Genomic DNA, 17,561 nt, shown 5'->3' on the forward strand with positions numbered 1-17,561 from the left:
GATCAGGAAGAATATCTTGCAAAATCGAAAGCTTAAAATTGGAATTGTCGTAGGTGAGGTATCAGGGGATACTTTAGGCGCAAAACTTATTCGCAGTTTTCGTGAACAGGGTATTGATGCTGAATTTGAAGGGATTGGTGGTCCTCAAATGATTGCAGAAGGATTTAACAGTTTTTATTCAATGGATATTTTATCTGTGATGGGGATTGTTGAAGTACTTAAGGATTTAAAAAAATTATTTGCTGTACGTGATGGTCTGGTCGAGAAATGGTCTGCCAATCCCGTAGATGTTTTTGTCGGTATTGATGCACCAGACTTTAACTTACGCCTTTCAAAAAGCATAAAACAGAAAAATTTGCCGATTAAAACGGTGCAATATGTCAGTCCATCTGTATGGGCTTGGCGACAAGGACGGGTACATGGCATCAAGGCCAGTATAGATTTGGTGCTTTGTCTATTTCCTTTTGAAAAAGGCTTTTATCAACGATATGACGTACCAGCAGCCTTTGTTGGACATCCACTGGCAGGTCAATTACCATTACAAAATCCAATTTTGGATGCAAAGCAAGAGCTTGGTTTAGATATCAGTCAAAAGCATATTGCCTTGTTACCAGGAAGTCGGCGTGGTGAGATTGAACGACTTGGGCCGTTGGTTTTGGATGCCGCAAAAATTCTTTATCAAAAATATCCAGATTATCAGTTTTTAATTCCTGCAATTAATGAGTTACGCAAACAGCAAATTCAGGAATTATTAAAGCATTATCCAAGTGACTTAGTCGCAAAAATTCATTTACTGGAAAATACCGATAAAGAATCAAAAATTGGTCGTCAGGTCATGAATGCTGCCAATATTGTGGCTTTGGCATCGGGGACAGCGACACTTGAAGCATTATTGTTACATCGTCCAATGGTGACTTTTTATAAGTTGAATTGGTTAACTTATGTAATTGCTAAATTTTTAGTGAAAATTCCGTATTATTCATTGCCGAATATTATTGCGGGCAAAAAAGTGATTCAAGAGCTTATTCAACAAGATGCCACATCAGAAAATTTGGCCAATCAAATTGAAAAATTAATGAATATTGAAACTGCACAAATTCAGGTAATGCAATTAATCACCATGCACAAACAACTTTTGGCTGGAAATAGTGAAGATCCGGCTCAGGCGATTTTAGCAATTTTAACAGCTTGATTTTTAATGCTAACAACTGATTAAGCAAATATCCGTTTGCTTATCGAGCTGCTGGAAATTTTTATTAATCGCCCTATTGTCAAAGCATCTAATTATTCAAACCAGTGATTTTCATCAAGTTAGTGGGGGATCGCCTACGCAAAGGTATTTAAACTTTGAATGAAAGGTGTGGCATTGCAGTTTTTTTAATCAAACAATTTTTTTATTTCATCTAATTGATTTAATTAAAAATATTAATTCGGAGAAATTATATTCTTTTGTCTAAGTTTTTTGACAGGTTGGATATAGAAAACCTTTAACCAATAAAAACTCCTCTAAATCTGGGATAAAGAGGAGTATGTATAAATCAATTTCTGGGTTTGGGTGTGAAAAATTATTCCGCCCGAACTTTAAGTTCATAACCTGTATATTTACGAATATTGATGACACCGGTATCCATAATCAAGTATTGGCCTTTAATTCCTTGTAGCTTACCCCGAATGATTGGGGTTTTATCTAAATTGTGTGATTTAACTTTTTCAGGATAAATGTCGACAGGGTAGATGAATTCACGGGGTAATTCATTTTCTAACAATTCGACCGTTTCATTAAACTCAAGATTTTGCGCAAACTCATTGCGAATACTTTGAATCTTTGGGGAAAACTCTTGAATCAATTCATTACGAATTTCAATTAGATCAATCGGTTCAGATTCACCTTTAAGCAGTTTACGCCAATCCGTTTTGTCCGCAACCTGCGTTCCAAACATGACTTCAAGCTGACCAGAAAGACGCCGCGAACCGACTTTTAAAATAGGTAATGCTTGGGTCGCACCTTGATCTAACCAGCGTGTTGGCATTTGACCTAAACGAGTTATTCCGACTTTTAAAGCGCTTGAATTTGCTAGATATACAATATGCGGTTGAAAGCAAACTTCATGAGCAAAATCATCTTCACGGCAAGTACCTAAATGATAATGACAAGTTTCAGGCTTCATGATACACATGTCGCAAGATGCCTTGGTTTTCATGCATTTAAAGCAGTGGCCTTGAGAGTAAGACTTTGGTGTTTTAGCTCCACAAGAAACGCAATAAATATTTCCTGTCGCTTCAATCTCGATTTCCTGGCCTAAACTAAATGGTAGCTCGGTTTCTGAGCGATCTAATATAAATTTATATTCAACATTTGCCTTATGTGTTTGTTGATCAGTTACACTAAGGTCTTTAAGACCTGCATGCATTTTATGACAAATGCCTTGTAGTTCCATGTTTAATTACTCGCTTCAAAAAAGGTGCAGTTATGGCTGAGCAAAATGTCATCACTTCAATGCTAGACGATTTATCGCAAGAACAGCCAATTCAAACTGCATTATGTATTGGGCAAAATTTGGCGCAATACCCAACAAATTATTCGATTCAATGGTCCTATTTTAACGTATCTGAGTTTTTAAGTCTGCCTTTTACGCAACGATATGATTTAGGATTTGTACTTTTAGATACAGATGAAATGTCTGGGATCACCGATTTACAGAAATCCCAGTTATTGGTCAAGTTACGTGATTTACTGGCAAAACGAATTGTTGTCGCATGTCAGCTAAAAGATGAACGGTTGCTCAGATCGCTTGGTTTTACCCAACTGATTGATAAAACATTACATCAAAATGATTTTGCACTTTGGCAATTTAATATTTTGACCTATAAACATGTACCAGATTGGTTTAACGCTAAGTTTTGGGCCAATCCAGAAAACTGGAATAAATTTCGTTGGTAGTGGGTTTATTTTGCCTATAAAACTAGCCTTAAGCTATTGCAAAATTTAACAATTCCAATTTTGGTGAATCTGATAAAGCCAAGTATGCTGTACTTGTCTCATAAAACTTAAAAAAGGAAAACTCATGACAGATTTAACCAATATTGTGGAAATTCTGGCAAAGCAAGCACTTGGCGGACAACAACAATCACAAGGCGGGCTAGGTGGTGGATTGGGCGGGGTACTTGGTTCAGTACTCGGTGGCTTGGGGGGACAGCAACAACAATCACAAGGTGGATTGGGTGGCGTACTTGGTTCAGTTTTAGGTGGTTTGACAGGTGGACAACAACAAGCACCACAAGCGGGTGGCTTTAATGCCTCTTCTTTATTGATTGCAGTTGTGCCATTGGTCTTAGGTTGGATTCAACAAAATGGTGGCCTACAAGGTGCTTTAGCTAAATTGCAAGGCGCAGGTTTAGGTGGGCAGGTTCAAAGCTGGGTCGATCCGTCACAAGGTAATGGAGCGGTAAATGTAGAGCAAATCCAGAGTTTATTTGGTGGTCAGCAAGTTGAACAAGTTGCCCAACAAGCCAATGTTCCGACCAATGAAGTGTATGGCGCAATATCTACTGTATTACCGCAAATTATTGATTCACTGACACCACAAGGTGATGCAACAGATCACACTGAAGCCAATGGTGATATTCAAAATGTTATGAATTTGGTATCAGGTTTTTTAAAGTAAAATCGAACATAAAAATGTTCAAAGCCAGTCAATAAATGTTGACTGGCTGATTTAAATTAAGGTTGTGGGTCATCACCAATTGCTTCGCTACTTTTTACGTCACCATTCTGTTTCTTTTTAACGTATTTAATTTGTCCATACCCTTCAGCATACCATTCATCCAATGTTTCATCTCCAATTTGAGAAATGAAATGACAGGCATTATCAAACTTTAATGTATTGTTATCATTGTCAATTAAAGTCAGATCTTCAAATCCTACAAATACTAAGTCAATCGTCTTATTGTTTACAGACTTATCATTGTTATCCATTTGCGATTCAATAACCGCGTTATAAGTCATCTGGAATTTTTGCTGTGGTTTAAGATTAGATGGGAATGTTGGGAGCGGGGCTTGGTAAGTGGTTTTTACCAGCACATCATTTGGATTTGATCCGAGTGCGGCAATACCATAATCCAAGTTTGCAAGCATGGTACGCCCAGTTAAATCGTAGATATAATCTGTACGCACACCTGCACCTTGTCTAACGATTGCTATCACATTCTGATTGTTGAAGGTTGTGGGAACAATTTGTATTTCTGTTTCTTCATTGTTGTTCAGGGTAAACTGTTTGTTGGGTTCTAATTTAAAACAATCATCTGAATTAGCTACTTTATGTGCTTTTTTAATCGCTGGTACTTCTGCTTGATGTTCAGAACTGTCATGCGGTTTATTTTTAGAGCAAGCAACACTAAAAATAGAAAGTAAGCCAATTGCAACAACAGTTTTCTTCATGTTTACCCTAGACGATAAAGTTTAAATTTCACGAGGCTATTTTTCACTATGAGCCAATAAAAAACAACCATATTCTTACGAAATATGGTTGGAGTAAACTTTATATTTATGAGTCGCTTATTATTCTGCTAAGACGGTTTTATCTTCCTCTTCATCATCTTCAGCAGAATCCATACCTAATTCTTTGAGTTTGCGGGTTAAAGTATTACGCCCCCAGCCTAAAAGTTCAGCAGCATGACGTTTACGGCCACGGGTTTGTTGAAGCGCTGCTATGATCAAAGTGCGTTCAAACATTGGTGTGGCAATGTCTAAAATTTTCATTTCACCATTTTTAAGCTTTTGAATTGCCCATTGTGCCAGTAACTCATCCCAATGATGTAACGCAATGCGGTCAATACCAGCTTGCGCTTGTCCCTGATCATCAGATTTATTGATTGGAATTTGTTTTAATTCAGAAGGCAAGTCTTCAGGATAAACTTCACGGCCTGTGATCATTACAGTTAACCAGCGGCAGGTATTCTCTAGCTGACGTACATTGCCGGGCCAAGGCAGTTTTTGAATATATTCTTGCGTTTCTGGGCGTAAAATTTTCGGACTAACCCCGAGTTCTTTACCCGCACGTGCCAAGAAGTGTTGCGCCAACATCGGAATGTCTTCAGAACGATGAGCAAGTTTAGGAATATGAATACGAATGACATTTAGTCGATGATATAAGTCTTCACGGAAACGCCCATCATTGACTAATTTTTCTAAATCTTGATGTGTTGCTGCCACGATACGAACATCAACACGAACTGGAATATGCCCACCCACACGGTAGAACTCACCATCTGCCAAAACACGGAGTAGACGTGTTTGGGTTTCAAAAGGCATATCACCGATTTCATCTAAGAATAAGGTACCGCCATTGGCTTGTTCAAAACGACCTTGGCGTTGAGTATTGGCACCGGTAAATGCACCTTTTTCATGGCCAAATAATTCAGTTTCAATTAAATCTTTTGGAATAGCAGCCATGTTTAAAGCAATAAATGGTTTACTGCTTCTTGGTGAGTGTCGATGTAAAGCATGTGCAACTAACTCTTTACCTGTTCCAGATTCACCGTTGATCAATACGGTAATGTGCGATTGAGATAAACGTCCAATGGCACGAAAAACTTCCTGCATTGCAGGGGATTCACCAATAATTTCCGTAGATTGAATGGGGGTGACTTTGGCCGATTCTTGTTGTTGCAGTTTGTTGATGTGCAAAATGGCACGATTCACCAGTGCTAGTGCTTCGTCAATATCAAATGGTTTTGGAAGATATTCAAAAGCACCCGTTTGATAGCTCGATACCGCAGATTCTAAATCTGAGTGTGCTGTCATAATGATCACAGGCAGATCAGGATAACTTCCTTTGACTTTTCCTAGGAAGGTTAAACCATCAATGCCGGGCATACGAATATCAGTGAGAATGACGTCTGGGGCATTGCTTGGAAGTTGATCCAAAGCCGATTGTGCCTCTTCAAAACTGGTAACATCGAAGCCTTCCTCTTTAAAGGTTTTTTCTAAGACCCAACGCATAGCACGGTCGTCATCGATCACCCAAATTTTATTATGCGACATTGTTAGACTCCCAAGGTAGATATAAGCTAAATACTGTTTTTCCAGGAATGGATTGGCATTCAATCATTCCATTGTGTTGATGCATGATATTTTGAGCGATGCTTAAGCCAAGACCTGTTCCTTTGGCACGGCCAGTCACAAGCGGATAAAACACGGATTCTAAAATTTCTTCAGGGACACCAGGACCATTGTCTTCAATATCAATACGAATGGCTGATTTATTTAGTACACCATTAATCGTAACCAAACGTTGAATGCGTGTACGCAACATCAGTTCAGGTTGATGATCAATAAAAAACTCACGATTCTCAGTCATCGCCTGTACCGCATTGACACTAATATTAAGCATCACTTGAATTAGTTGATCGCGATCTGCTTTGACATCAGGCAATGAAAGGTCATAGTCTCGTGTGATTTTAATTTTTTTCTTGGTCTGATTTACAATTAAAGAGCGAACACGTTCAAGCGGTTCATGTACGTTGACCAACTCGTAGCTGGGAAGTTGACGCGAACCCAGCATAGTATCAGCAAGGTTTCTTAAACGATCGACTTCACTGATAATAATATCGGTGAATTCTGCGTATTGTGGATCATTTAAACTACGAGCAAGCAGTTGAGTCGCACCACGAATTCCGCCCAAAGGATTTTTGATCTCATGTGCAACACCTCGAATAAGTTGACGTGCAACTTGATGTTGTTGAATTAAGTTTTCTTCTTTAGAGATTTTAAGCATCCGATCAATTGGATTTAACTCAATTAATAGTAATGGGTGATAAGGTCTTCCTGTATTTAACTGCGACACTGAATAATCAACATGCATGTCTTTAAAGTTAACATTGATAATTGCTTCACGGCGTGTATAGGCTTGACCTGTTTTTATTGAGTTGTTTAATGCTTCCAATGTATTAAAGCTGTCATTTGGTGCGTGTAAAATATTAATCACTGGCTGACCTGCCGCACGAAGCAAGCTAATATCAAACAATGCTTCGCATGATGAATTAAGATAAAAAATATTTAAATTACAATCGACCAAAAGAATTGCAGTGGTTAAATTATCCACAAGCAATCTATAATCAATTGTTGGGTATTGATCCATTAGCAGAGCTTTCCTGTCTTTAAATAGCGCAATGGCATCTGCACCTCGTTTTCTATTTTCCCGAACAAGGGGATTGAATCGGTATAAATCGTGCTGATATAAAGCAAGATGTACGCCAACTTTTATATGTTGCGCAGTTTTCTTACATGAATGATAAAAATTGCGCATTTACTGCGCTTTATTCAAGTGTAAAAACTAGCATTCATATTACGCTATCATCATATTGTTCCAAAATAGTGCATTGTAGTAATTTAATTATTTGATTGGATGTATTTTGGTGCATTATACAAAGAGTGCAGTTTCCACCTGTTTTTATCTCTTGAAAAGTCATACAATACGCGGATTATAGTGGAGCGCAGATTCATGAAGTCCCCCAAAGTCGGTTTTGTATCTTTAGGTTGTCCTAAGGCATTGGTAGATTCTGAACGCATTTTAACGCAGTTAAAGACTGAAGGTTATGATGTTGCATCAGATTATGAAGGTGCTGATTTAGTTGTTGTGAACACCTGTGGTTTTATTGAATCTGCAGTACAAGAGTCTTTAGACGCAATTGGTGAAGCCATGAGCGCCAATGGTCGTGTGATTGTCACAGGCTGTTTGGGTAAAGATGAAGATAAAATTCGCCAGATGCATCCAAATGTCTTAAAAGTGACAGGTGCGGCGGCGTATCAAGATGTGATGGAAGCTGTCCATCAATATGTTCCAGAACCACCTAAACACAATCCTTTTGTAGATCTTGTGCCTGAACAAGGTATTCGTTTAACACCTAAGCATTATGCTTATTTAAAAATATCAGAAGGCTGTAACCATCGTTGCACATTCTGCATTATTCCAAGCATGCGTGGTGATCTTGTGTCACGTCCTGTTGGCTCTGTATTAAATGAAGCACAGGCGTTAAAGAAAGCGGGTGTAAAAGAGGTCTTGGTGATTTCTCAAGACACTTCTGCTTATGGTGTAGATACCAAATATAAGCTTGATTTTTGGAATGGTCAGCCTGTTAAAACCAAATTCTATGACATGTGCGAAGCGCTCGGTCAGTTAGGAATTTGGGTGCGATTACATTATGTTTATCCCTATCCGCATGTGGATGCAGTTATCGATTTGATGGCACAAGGTAAAATTCTTCCGTATTTAGACATTCCTTTTCAACACGCCAGTCCGCGCATCTTGAAATTGATGAAGCGACCAGCTCATAGTGAAAATACCTTGGAACGTCTAAAATTATGGCGTGAAAAATGTCCTGAATTGGTTATTCGTTCGACATTTGTCGTTGGTTTCCCTGGTGAAACTGAAGAAGATTTTCAAATGTTATTGGATTGGTTGCAAGAGGCAAAACTTGATCGTGTGGGTTGTTTTACCTACTCACCTGTAGAAGGTGCAACAGCCAACGATTTGCCTGATCATGTTCCTGAAGAAATTAAGCAACAACGCTATGAACGTTTTATGGAAGTTCAACAAGCGATTTCTGCTGAAAAATTGCAAAGTCGTATTGGTCAAACCATGACGGTTTTAGTCGATGATCTTGAAGAAGAATTCCCAGTCGCAGTTGCACGCTCTTATGCAGATGCACCTGAGATTGATGGTAATGTTTTTGTTGAAGATATTGATAAGTCAGTGATTAAAGCTGGTGATTTACTTGAAGTCGAAATTACAGATGCAGATGAATACGATTTGTTTGCCAAGTTGATTAGCGTTAAATCAGCTTAAAAGTTGCCGATTTCGATTTGATTAAATACGAATAAAATTGTAGATATAAGTATTGGAGTTTCGTGATGTTAGATTCTAAAAAGCCACGCTATGAGCGAATTTTGCTGAAACTTTCGGGTGAAGCGCTTGCGGGTAATAAAGACATGGGGATTGATGCTCAAGTCTTAGATCAGATGTCTTTATCTATTGCTCACTTGGTTGGTTTGGGTGTGCAAGTGGGTATCGTGGTGGGTGGTGGTAACTTATACCGTGGTAGTCAATTACAAAAAGATGGTTTGGTTGGCCGTGTAACGGGTGATCAAATGGGTATGCTTGCTACAGTAATGAATGGTTTGGCATTACGTGATGCTTTAGTTCGCCGTAACATTAAAACCCGTTTAATGTCAGCACTTCCAATTGGTGCAGTAGTTGAAGCATATTCAAGTCGTGATGCAATTCGTCATTTAACCCAAGGTGAGGTGTGCGTATTTGTTGCTGGAACAGGAAATCCATTCTTTACAACGGATACAGCGGCTTGTTTACGTGGCATTGAAATTGAAGCAAACCTTATTTTAAAAGCCACTAAAGTTGATGGTGTCTATAATAAAGACCCAAGTAAATATGATGACGCTGTTAAATATGATCATTTAAGTTTCGATGAAGTTTTAGATGAGAAACTTGGTGTAATGGATTTAACTGCAATTTGCTTATGCCGTGATCACAATGTGCCACTTCAAGTATTTGATATGAACAAGTCTGGTGCTTTGCTTTCTGTAGTAATGGGCGAAAAAGAGGGCACTCACGTTACAAACTAATGTACGTGAGTAGTAAAGCTCTTTATACTACTGCAATTTTAGATTAGGGTGTATTGACACTTCGTCTGTTTATGAAATGTCACTAGACCTCATACACATTTAGATAAATAAGTAAGGAAGATCATATGATTAACGATCTTAAAAAAGACGCAGAAGACCGTATGAACAAGTCATTGGAGTCTTTGGAACATGGTTTTGCAAAGGTTCGTACAGGTCGTGCGCATCCATCTATTTTGAATGGGGTTATGGTTCCTTACTATGGGTCTGACGTGCCGTTAAATCAAGTAGCTAACGTGGGTGTTGAAGATTCGCGTACCTTATTGGTACAACCATTTGAACGTTCAATGGTTTCTGCAATTGATAAAGCTATCCGTGAATCGGATTTGGGTTTAAATCCAGTAACGGCTGACGCGATTCGCGTGCCAATGGCGGCTTTAACAGAAGAAACACGTAAAGATATGCAGAAAGTTGCGCGTAATGAAGCAGAAAATGCCAAAGTTGCGATTCGTAATATTCGTCGTGATGTTTTAGGCGATATCAAATCATTGTTAAAAGATAAAGAAATTTCTGAAGATGATGAGCGTCGTGCAGGTGATGATATTCAAAAAATTACGGATAAATTTGTTGCTGAAGTAGACAAACGTCTTGCTGCGAAAGAAGCTGAATTGATGAAGGTCTAAGATTTAATGACCACATCTGAAGACAATCATCTTCCAAAACATGTTGCCATCATCATGGATGGCAACAATCGTTTTGCAAAAAAGAAACAACTGCAAAAAGGTGACGGACATCGTGAAGGTAAAAATGTCCTTGATCCGATTGTAGAGCATTGCCGTAAAGTGGGTGTTCAGGCGCTTACTGTATTTGCTTTTTCAAGTGAAAACTGGAATCGACCACAGTATGAAGTTGATTTGTTGATGAAGTTGTTGGAAGACACAATTAATGAACAAATTCCACGAATGGAAAAATTTGAAATTTCGTTGAGATTTATTGGTGATCGTAGTCGACTTTCTCCACAGCTACGTGAATTAATGTTGCATGCTGAACAAAGGACTGCTAAGTTCAGTAACATGACTTTAACGATTGCAATTAGTTATGGTGGTATGTGGGATATCGCAGATACTGCTCGACAACTTGCACAACAGGTTAAAGATCAACAAATTGATGTGAATCAAATCAATACTGAGTTATTTGCACAACAAATAAGTTTGGGGGATTTGCCACCCGTGGATTTATTGATTCGTACAGGCGGTGATTACCGATTGTCTAATTTCTTGCTGTGGCAGGCTGCATATGCTGAGTTATACTTTACTGAGACATTATGGCCAGAATTTACAGTACAAGAGTTGGATCATGCGTTCAATATTTTTTCAGGGCGTGAAAGACGTTTCGGAAAAACCTCTGAACAAATTCAACAAGAACATATAGAGAATTTATAATGTTAGAGCGGATTATAACCGCATTGGTCTTGGTTGCCGTTGTGCTGAGTTGTATGTTTGCAACTAAATCTCAATATCCAATGTTAGTGTTAATGATTATCGCAGCTGGGGCAGCAGGTTATGAGTGGTTTAAACTCATGCCACATGAGTCTGACCATGTGAAGAAAATTAAAGCTGCCGGATTTGGTTTATTGACCGCTTTTTTTTCGGGGTTAGCATTATATTTTAATGATTTGGCGCTTATTCTTTGGAGTGCCTCTATTCTCACTTGGTTGTGTAGTCTGTATTGGGTTAAACATTATCCTGAATACGATGGCTGGTATAATATTACTTTAAATATTGTTGGCTTGGTTTTAATCAGCGCAGCAGTTACTGCTATTTTTGAAGTTTGGAAAAGCTCGCCTTGGTGGTTAATGTATCTGTTCTTGTTGGTTTGGGGCGCAGATAGTGGTGCATATTTTGTTGGGCGAAAATTTGGTAAACGTAAACTTGCACCCGATGTGAGTCCAAACAAATCAATTGAAGGCTTGTTTGGTGGGATTCTCACTGTTGCGATTGTGATCATTGTTGTTCAATCAATTTACCTACATTTAACGCTTCCACAACATATTCTTTTCCTGGTTTTGTCTATTGTGACTGTGTTTAGTTCTGTGTTAGGTGACTTGTTTGAATCTATGATCAAACGTCGTGCAGGAATTAAAGACTCAGGCCGTATCCTTCCAGGGCATGGTGGGGTGCTTGATCGTATCGATTCATTGCTTGCTGCGGCTCCGTTCTTTGCAGCTGGTATGTATGTTTTAAAACTTATTGGTGTAGATTTATAGATGTCACAATCTGTTTGTATTTTAGGTGTTACAGGTTCTATTGGGCGCAGTACTTTAAAAATTTTACAACAGCATTCGGACCAGTATTCTGTTTTTGCGGTAACTGGATTTAGTCGAATAAAAGAACTTAGTGAAATATGCAAACAGTATCGACCGAAATGTGTTGTTGTACCATCAGATAAAGTAGATGAGTTACAACAACTACTAAATACACATAATATTTTTGATATCGAAATACTGACAGACGAGGCAGGGCTTATCACCGTATCGGAACATCCTGATGTGGATGTAGTGATGGCTGCAATTGTTGGTGCAGCAGGTTTATTGCCTACTTTAGCCGCAGTGAAAGCAGGTAAGCGCGTTTTACTTGCAAACAAAGAGGCTTTGGTGATGTCTGGTGACATCATGCTTCAAGCGGCTAAAGAGCATCATGCTTTATTGCTACCAGTGGACTCTGAACATAATGCTATTTTTCAATGCCTTCCTCAAAACTATTTACAGATTCAACCCAATGGTGAGCCTCAATTAGGGGTGAAGCAAGTATTGTTGACTGCTTCAGGCGGTCCATTTTTAAATTTTAGTTTAGAACAATTAAAAACTGTAACACCTGCACAAGCCTGTAAGCATCCAAATTGGTCTATGGGTCAAAAAATTTCGGTAGATTCTGCAACCCTGATGAATAAAGGTTTAGAATTGATCGAAGCATGTCATTTATTTTCAATTAAAGAACAATTTGTTACAGTTGTTGTTCATCCACAAAGTATTATTCATTCAATGGTTCAATATGTGGATGGTTCAACTTTGGCACAAATGGGTAATCCTGATATGTGTACGCCGATTGCGCATGCACTTGCATGGCCTGAGCGGATTCAAACTCATGTCCCGCCTCTGGATTTATTCGTCCATTCACAACTCGACTTTCAAGCGCCAGATATTATTCGTTTTCCATCGCTTAAGCTGGCTCGACATGCGATGCAGGCGGGCGGATTAGCACCCTCTATTCTCAATGCTGCAAATGAAATTGCTGTTAGTGCTTTTTTACGGCAAAAAATTGCATTCTTAGAAATTTCACAAGTGGTTGAACATACATTAAATCAAGTTCAAAATGGTTTAGCAGATTCGATTGAGACGATTTTGCAGACAGATCAACTTGCACGCCAAGTTGCTTCACAACGCATTACACAATTGGGAAGCTGATCATGAATGTTTTATTTATCATTGTTGCTGCCATATTTTTACTTGGTCCACTGATTGCGATTCATGAGTTTGGGCATTATTGGGTTGCGCGTAAGCTTGGTGTAAAAGTACTGGTCTATTCTATTGGTTTTGGTCCAACTTTGTTGAAATGGACATCGAAAAAATCAGGTATCCAATATCAACTTTCGGCATTACCACTGGGTGGCTATGTCAAAATGTTAGATGAGCGTGAGGGTAATGTTAGTGCGGAAGATTTACCGTTAGCATTTAACCGTCAAGCACCATGGAAACGTATAGCGATTGTTGCTGCAGGACCATTGATCAATTTAATTTTTGCAATTTTCTTGTTTTGGATTTTATTTCTTCCTGCGCAAGAGCAATTAAATACTCGTGTTGGTGCTATTTTGCCCAATACGCCTGCTGCAACAGCTCAAATGCAGATTGGTGATAAAATTGTTGCTGTAGATGGAACAGATACCACGACTTGGGAAAAACTTAATTATGCAATCGTTGATCGTGTTGGTGAAACCGGTCATATCGATGTTCAAGTTGAGCGTAATGGTCAGCCTCAAAGTTTTGCTCTACCCATCAAAAATTTCTTAAAAGATCAAAGTCAGTCACCTTTTGACGTACTGGGTTTTACCCCATATCGTCCGCAAATCCCTGCAACTGTTTATAAGTTAAGTAGCGATGGCGCTGCGTTTCGTCAAGGAATGAAAGAGGGTGATCAAATCATTTCAATCAATCAAGTGAAAATGAAAGATTGGTTTGATGTGGTAGATGTGGTACAAAAATCACCTGAAAAGTTACTTAAAGTTGATGTGTTGCGCCAAGGACAGATTGTACATTTACAAGTAATGCCACAAGGTAAACGTGACAATATGGGAAATGTAACAGGTATGTTGGGTGTACAAGCGCAGACTGATAAACTGACAATTCCTACTGAATATAAACAAACAATTCAATATAATCCTGCTGAAGCATTTGTTGTTGCTGTTGAAAAGACCGGGCAACTTTCTGCAATGATTTTGAATTCTATGGTGAAGATGGTTCGTGGTTTAATTGGCTTAGATAATTTATCAGGTCCAATTACAATTGCCAAAGTCGCCGGTCAAAGCGCTGAAATGGGATGGCAGACATTTATTTCGTTTATGGCTTTGATGAGTGTGAGTTTGGGGATCTTGAATTTACTACCTATTCCAATGCTAGATGGTGGTCATTTGGTTTATTACATTATTGAATTAATTCGTGGTAAGCCTGTTTCTGAACAAATACAATTGGTTGGGTTAAAAATTGGTATGGTACTGCTAGGTAGCATGATGCTTCTAGCAATATTTAATGATTTTATGCGTTTATAACGCAATTGTGGATTAACTTACTGGAAAATAATAGGCATGCAGCACTCACATTTATTTATGCCATTAGCGCTCGTTAGTGCGATGGCAGCTGTACAGCAAGTACAAGCGGCAGATGAGTTCATTGCACGTGATATCCGTGTGGATGGCTTGGTTCGTTTAACGCAACAAAATGTTCTTGCACTTTTACCAATAAATAGTGGTGACCGTGTCAATGATCCTGCAATTGCGGATTCAATTCGTGCTTTGTATGCTTCAAATCTTTTTGATGATATACAAGCATCTAACCAAGACGGTATCTTGGTGTTTAAAGTGATTGAACGTCCAGTAATTTCAAAAATTAATTTTAAAGGAAATAAACTGATTCCCAAAGAAGCCTTGGCGGATGGTTTAAAGAAGATGGGCTTGGCTGAAGGCGAAGTGCTTAAAAAGTCTGCATTACAAACCTTAGAAACTGAGTTAGAGCAACAATATGCTCAACAAGGTCGTTATGATGCAGATATTAAAGTTGAACAAGTTGCTCAGCCAAATAACCGCGTCGAATTGAATATTAATTTTAATGAAGGGAAACCTGCAAAAGTTTTTGATATCAATATTATTGGTAATACCGTATTTAAAGAAGACGAAATTAAACAAGCGTTTGCGGTAAAAGAAAGTGGCTGGTTATCGGTAATTTCTCGAAATGACCGTTATGCACGCGAAAAAATGTCAGCAAGTCTAGAGTCATTGCGTGCGTTATATCTCAATAAAGGTTATATCAATTTTGATATTAACAGTTCAAATTTGAATCTTAGTGAAGATAAAAAACATATCTTTATTGAAGTTTCAGTGAATGAAGGCGAGCAGTTTAAATTTGGTGAATCTAAATTTTTAGGTGATGCACTTTATAAAACTGAAGATTTGAAAGCGTTGCAAATCTATAAAGATGGGACAACTTATTCTCAAGAAAAAGTGAATGCTGTAAAACAGTTACTTTTACGTAAATATGGTAATGCAGGTTACTATTATGCAGAAGTAAATGTAGTTCCTGAAATTAATAATGAAACGCATGTAGTTGATTTAAATTATTATATTAATCCTGGTCAACAAGTAACTGTACGTCGTATTAACTTTACTGGTAATACCAAAACTGCGGATGAAGTATTACGTCGTGAAATGCGTCAAATGGAAGGTGCTTTAGCGAGTAATGAAAAAATTGACTTGTCTAAAGTTCGTTTAGAACGTACTGGTTTCTTTAGTAAAGTTGATGTTAAGCCTGTTCGCGTACCGAACTTGCCAGATCAAATGGACTTGAATATTGATGTTGAAGAACAGCATTCTGGTACCAGTACATTGGCAGTGGGTTACTCTCAGAATGGTGGTATCACATTCCAAGCAGGTTTAAGCCAAACTAACTTTATGGGAACAGGTAATCGTGTTGCTATCGATTTATCTCGTTCAGAAACTCAAGATTATTATAACTTAAGTGTGACAGATCCATACTTTACCATAGATGGTGTTAGTCGTGGTTATAATATGTACTATCGTAAAACCAAGTTAAATGATGACTATAACGTTAACAACTATGTGACGGATAGTATTGGTGGTGGTATTACTTTTGGTTATCCAATTGACGAGAACCAAAATATTAGTGCGGGTCTAAACATTGACCAAACTAAAGTAACTACCGGTGCTTATGTTTCAACTTATGTGCGTGATTATTTGCTAGCAAATGGTGGCAAGCAAACGCATACTTCAACATATTGTACAGTTGATTTAGAACCACTTTATGAGGATCCAAAAGATCCTAGTAAAATAACGGGTTATAAAGACTGTCCTGCTGATAAGTTATCTCCATATGGTGATGCATTTGAAGGTAAATATCTAACTTATAATTTAAATTTAGGTTGGTCATATAATACATTGAATCGTCCAATTTTCCCTACCAATGGTACAGCACATCGTATCAATGCTGAAATTGCATTACCAGGTAGTGATGTTGAATATCAAAAAGTCACATATGATGCGCAAACTTATTTCCCATTAGGTCGTGATTTTGTATTACGTGGCTATGGTAAGTTAGGTTATGGTAATGATTTACCCTTCTATAAAAACTTCTATGCAGGTGGTTTTGGCTCGGTTCGTGGTTATGACAATAGTACATTGGGACCCAAATATCCTGGTGTAACGTATAATGAAAGAAAAACCAAAGATTACGATCCTGAAGAAGTCGGTGGTAATGCTTTAGTACAATTTGGTACAGAGTTGGCTTTACCAGTGCCATTTAAAGGTGATTGGGCACGTCAGATTCGCCCTGTGATTTTTGCTGAAGGTGCGCAAGTTTTTGATACAAATTGTAGTACTGCTACAGGTAAATTATATTGGCAAGGTGGTGACACTGATCAAGGTGTTGATGCTAAAAAGTACTGTAAAGATAACTATGATTTTGACTTTGGTAACATGCGTTATAGCGTGGGTGTAGGCTTTACTTGGATTACCATGATTGGCCCGCTTTCGTTGAGTTATGCATTCCCACTGAATGACAAACCGGGCGATGAAACTAAAAATATTCAATTCGAGATTGGTCGTACTTTCTAAGTGTGATCTTTTTACGAGATTTAACTTAATATAAGGAACAATGATGAAAACAATGAAAATGGCCATTATGGGCTTGGGTTTAGGTTTTGCTGGATTGGTTCAAGCAGCTGGTTTTGGTGTAGTTGATCTAGAAAAAGTTGTAGAAAGTAGCAGCTACTTAAAGCAACAGAATGCAAGTTTAGAACAATCGGTTAAACCGCAAACCACGAAGCTTGAACAAATCACCAAAGATATTGAAGCATTGAAACAAAAAGCACAGGCTCAAGGTGCAAATGTTCAGCAAATTAATGCGCAGTATCAAGCAAAAGTGAATGAATTCCAAACGATTCAGCAAGGTGTTCAGGCTAAAGTACAAAGTACAATTCAAAATACTAATGCGACTTTTGAGGCTCGTGTAAAGCAAGTTGCTGAACAATTGCGCCAAGAAGGTGGATTAGACTTTGTTTTGAATAAAAATTCAGCACTAGCTTATGACGCAAAGAGTGATTTAACTGCTAAAATGATCCAAAAGGTTAATGCAATTAAATAA

Annotated in this window: 16 protein-coding genes; 12 read left to right on the forward strand and 4 right to left on the reverse strand. The window is 38.2% G+C overall.

Annotated features, from left to right (window positions below; genetic code table 11):
• Positions 1-16: 16 nt before the first annotated feature.
• Positions 17-1,192 (forward strand): lipid-A-disaccharide synthase, encoded by a 1,176-nt coding sequence (gene lpxB, locus AC2G3J_RS08435; protein ID WP_336950794.1) that lies wholly within the window; start codon positions 17-19, stop codon positions 1,190-1,192.
• Between the two features lie 373 nt (positions 1,193-1,565).
• Here the strand turns inward: lpxB and AC2G3J_RS08440 are convergent, their stop codons facing one another.
• Positions 1,566-2,438, reverse strand: coding sequence for a DUF2797 domain-containing protein (locus tag AC2G3J_RS08440; RefSeq protein WP_483770947.1), 873 nt, complete (start codon positions 2,436-2,438; stop codon positions 1,566-1,568).
• Positions 2,439-2,470: 32 nt separating this feature from the next.
• Between AC2G3J_RS08440 and AC2G3J_RS08445 the strand changes: the two genes are divergently transcribed.
• Entirely contained in the window at positions 2,471-2,941 is a 471-nt protein-coding gene (locus AC2G3J_RS08445) for a DUF6231 family protein (RefSeq protein WP_336950796.1), read from the forward strand.
• A 124-nt stretch (positions 2,942-3,065) separates the two neighbouring features.
• The gene (locus AC2G3J_RS08450; RefSeq protein WP_096734314.1) at positions 3,066-3,665 is read left to right on the forward strand and encodes a YidB family protein; all 600 of its coding nucleotides are present in this window, start codon (positions 3,066-3,068) and stop codon (positions 3,663-3,665) included.
• Between the two features lie 56 nt (positions 3,666-3,721).
• Here AC2G3J_RS08450 and AC2G3J_RS08455 read toward each other — a convergent pair whose 3' ends face one another.
• From AC2G3J_RS08455 to glnL, 3 genes are all read right to left on the reverse strand, one after another.
• Positions 3,722-4,438, reverse strand: a complete 717-nt coding sequence (locus tag AC2G3J_RS08455; RefSeq protein ID WP_483770948.1) for a hypothetical protein — start codon at positions 4,436-4,438, stop codon at positions 3,722-3,724.
• Between the two features lie 120 nt (positions 4,439-4,558).
• Positions 4,559-6,043, reverse strand: a complete 1,485-nt coding sequence (gene glnG, locus AC2G3J_RS08460) for a nitrogen regulation protein NR(I) (protein WP_004822147.1) — start codon at positions 6,041-6,043, stop codon at positions 4,559-4,561.
• Positions 6,033-7,139, reverse strand: coding sequence for a nitrogen regulation protein NR(II) (gene glnL / locus AC2G3J_RS08465; protein WP_336951463.1), 1,107 nt, complete (start codon positions 7,137-7,139; stop codon positions 6,033-6,035). The genes glnG and glnL overlap by 11 nt, the downstream gene beginning before the upstream one ends.
• Positions 7,140-7,502: 363 nt before the next feature.
• Between glnL and rimO the strand changes: the two genes are divergently transcribed.
• The 9 genes from rimO (at position 7,503) to AC2G3J_RS08510 (ending at position 17,561) form a co-directional block, all read left to right on the forward strand.
• The gene (gene rimO / locus AC2G3J_RS08470) at positions 7,503-8,846 is read left to right on the forward strand and encodes a 30S ribosomal protein S12 methylthiotransferase RimO (RefSeq protein ID WP_336950798.1); all 1,344 of its coding nucleotides are present in this window, start codon (positions 7,503-7,505) and stop codon (positions 8,844-8,846) included.
• Positions 8,847-8,911: 65 nt separating this feature from the next.
• A complete protein-coding gene (gene pyrH / locus AC2G3J_RS08475) occupies positions 8,912-9,640 on the forward strand; it encodes a UMP kinase (protein WP_004719725.1) in 729 nt (242 codons plus the stop codon).
• Between the two features lie 125 nt (positions 9,641-9,765).
• On the forward strand, positions 9,766-10,320 hold the full coding sequence (gene frr, locus AC2G3J_RS08480; protein WP_004719727.1) for a ribosome recycling factor: 555 nt from the start codon (positions 9,766-9,768) through the stop codon (positions 10,318-10,320).
• Positions 10,321-10,326: 6 nt separating this feature from the next.
• Positions 10,327-11,079 (forward strand): polyprenyl diphosphate synthase, encoded by a 753-nt coding sequence (uppS, locus tag AC2G3J_RS08485; protein ID WP_336950799.1) that lies wholly within the window; start codon positions 10,327-10,329, stop codon positions 11,077-11,079.
• Positions 11,079-11,903: a phosphatidate cytidylyltransferase gene (locus AC2G3J_RS08490; protein ID WP_419327330.1), complete on the forward strand. Its 825-nt coding sequence runs from the start codon at positions 11,079-11,081 to the stop codon at positions 11,901-11,903. Before uppS ends, AC2G3J_RS08490 begins: the two co-directional genes overlap by 1 nt.
• Positions 11,904-13,100 (forward strand): 1-deoxy-D-xylulose-5-phosphate reductoisomerase, encoded by a 1,197-nt coding sequence (ispC, locus tag AC2G3J_RS08495; protein WP_483770949.1) that lies wholly within the window; start codon positions 11,904-11,906, stop codon positions 13,098-13,100. It abuts the gene before it with no gap.
• 2 nt (positions 13,101-13,102) lie between these two features.
• Entirely contained in the window at positions 13,103-14,458 is a 1,356-nt protein-coding gene (gene rseP, locus AC2G3J_RS08500; RefSeq protein ID WP_336950802.1) for an RIP metalloprotease RseP, read from the forward strand.
• Positions 14,459-14,494: 36 nt separating this feature from the next.
• Complete coding sequence (gene bamA, locus AC2G3J_RS08505; protein ID WP_336950803.1) at positions 14,495-17,032, forward strand: outer membrane protein assembly factor BamA; 2,538 nt, start codon at positions 14,495-14,497, stop codon at positions 17,030-17,032.
• 43 nt (positions 17,033-17,075) lie between these two features.
• Complete coding sequence (locus AC2G3J_RS08510) at positions 17,076-17,561, forward strand: OmpH/Skp family outer membrane protein (RefSeq protein ID WP_336950804.1); 486 nt, start codon at positions 17,076-17,078, stop codon at positions 17,559-17,561.

Source organism: Acinetobacter legionensis (assembly GCF_057165765.1).

Bases quoted from the DNA above. Each gene is read 5' to 3' on its own strand.
- AC2G3J_RS08510 (WP_336950804.1), top strand. From the start codon at position 17,076: ATGAAAACAATGAAAATGGCCATTATGGGCTTGGGTTTAGGTTTTGCT.
- frr (WP_004719727.1), top strand. From the start codon at position 9,766: ATGATTAACGATCTTAAAAAAGACGCAGAAGACCGTATGAACAAGTCA.
- rseP (WP_336950802.1), top strand. From the start codon at position 13,103: ATGAATGTTTTATTTATCATTGTTGCTGCCATATTTTTACTTGGTCCA.
- uppS (WP_336950799.1), top strand. From the start codon at position 10,327: ATGACCACATCTGAAGACAATCATCTTCCAAAACATGTTGCCATCATC.
- bamA (WP_336950803.1), top strand. From the start codon at position 14,495: ATGCAGCACTCACATTTATTTATGCCATTAGCGCTCGTTAGTGCGATG.
- glnL (WP_336951463.1), bottom strand. From the start codon at position 7,139: ATGGATCAATACCCAACAATTGATTATAGATTGCTTGTGGATAATTTA.
- AC2G3J_RS08490 (WP_419327330.1), top strand. From the start codon at position 11,079: ATGTTAGAGCGGATTATAACCGCATTGGTCTTGGTTGCCGTTGTGCTG.
- pyrH (WP_004719725.1), top strand. From the start codon at position 8,912: ATGTTAGATTCTAAAAAGCCACGCTATGAGCGAATTTTGCTGAAACTT.
- ispC (WP_483770949.1), top strand. From the start codon at position 11,904: ATGTCACAATCTGTTTGTATTTTAGGTGTTACAGGTTCTATTGGGCGC.
- rimO (WP_336950798.1), top strand. From the start codon at position 7,503: ATGAAGTCCCCCAAAGTCGGTTTTGTATCTTTAGGTTGTCCTAAGGCA.
- AC2G3J_RS08445 (WP_336950796.1), top strand. From the start codon at position 2,471: ATGGCTGAGCAAAATGTCATCACTTCAATGCTAGACGATTTATCGCAA.
- AC2G3J_RS08455 (WP_483770948.1), bottom strand. From the start codon at position 4,438: ATGAAGAAAACTGTTGTTGCAATTGGCTTACTTTCTATTTTTAGTGTT.
- AC2G3J_RS08450 (WP_096734314.1), top strand. From the start codon at position 3,066: ATGACAGATTTAACCAATATTGTGGAAATTCTGGCAAAGCAAGCACTT.
- glnG (WP_004822147.1), bottom strand. From the start codon at position 6,043: ATGTCGCATAATAAAATTTGGGTGATCGATGACGACCGTGCTATGCGT.
- AC2G3J_RS08440 (WP_483770947.1), bottom strand. From the start codon at position 2,438: ATGGAACTACAAGGCATTTGTCATAAAATGCATGCAGGTCTTAAAGAC.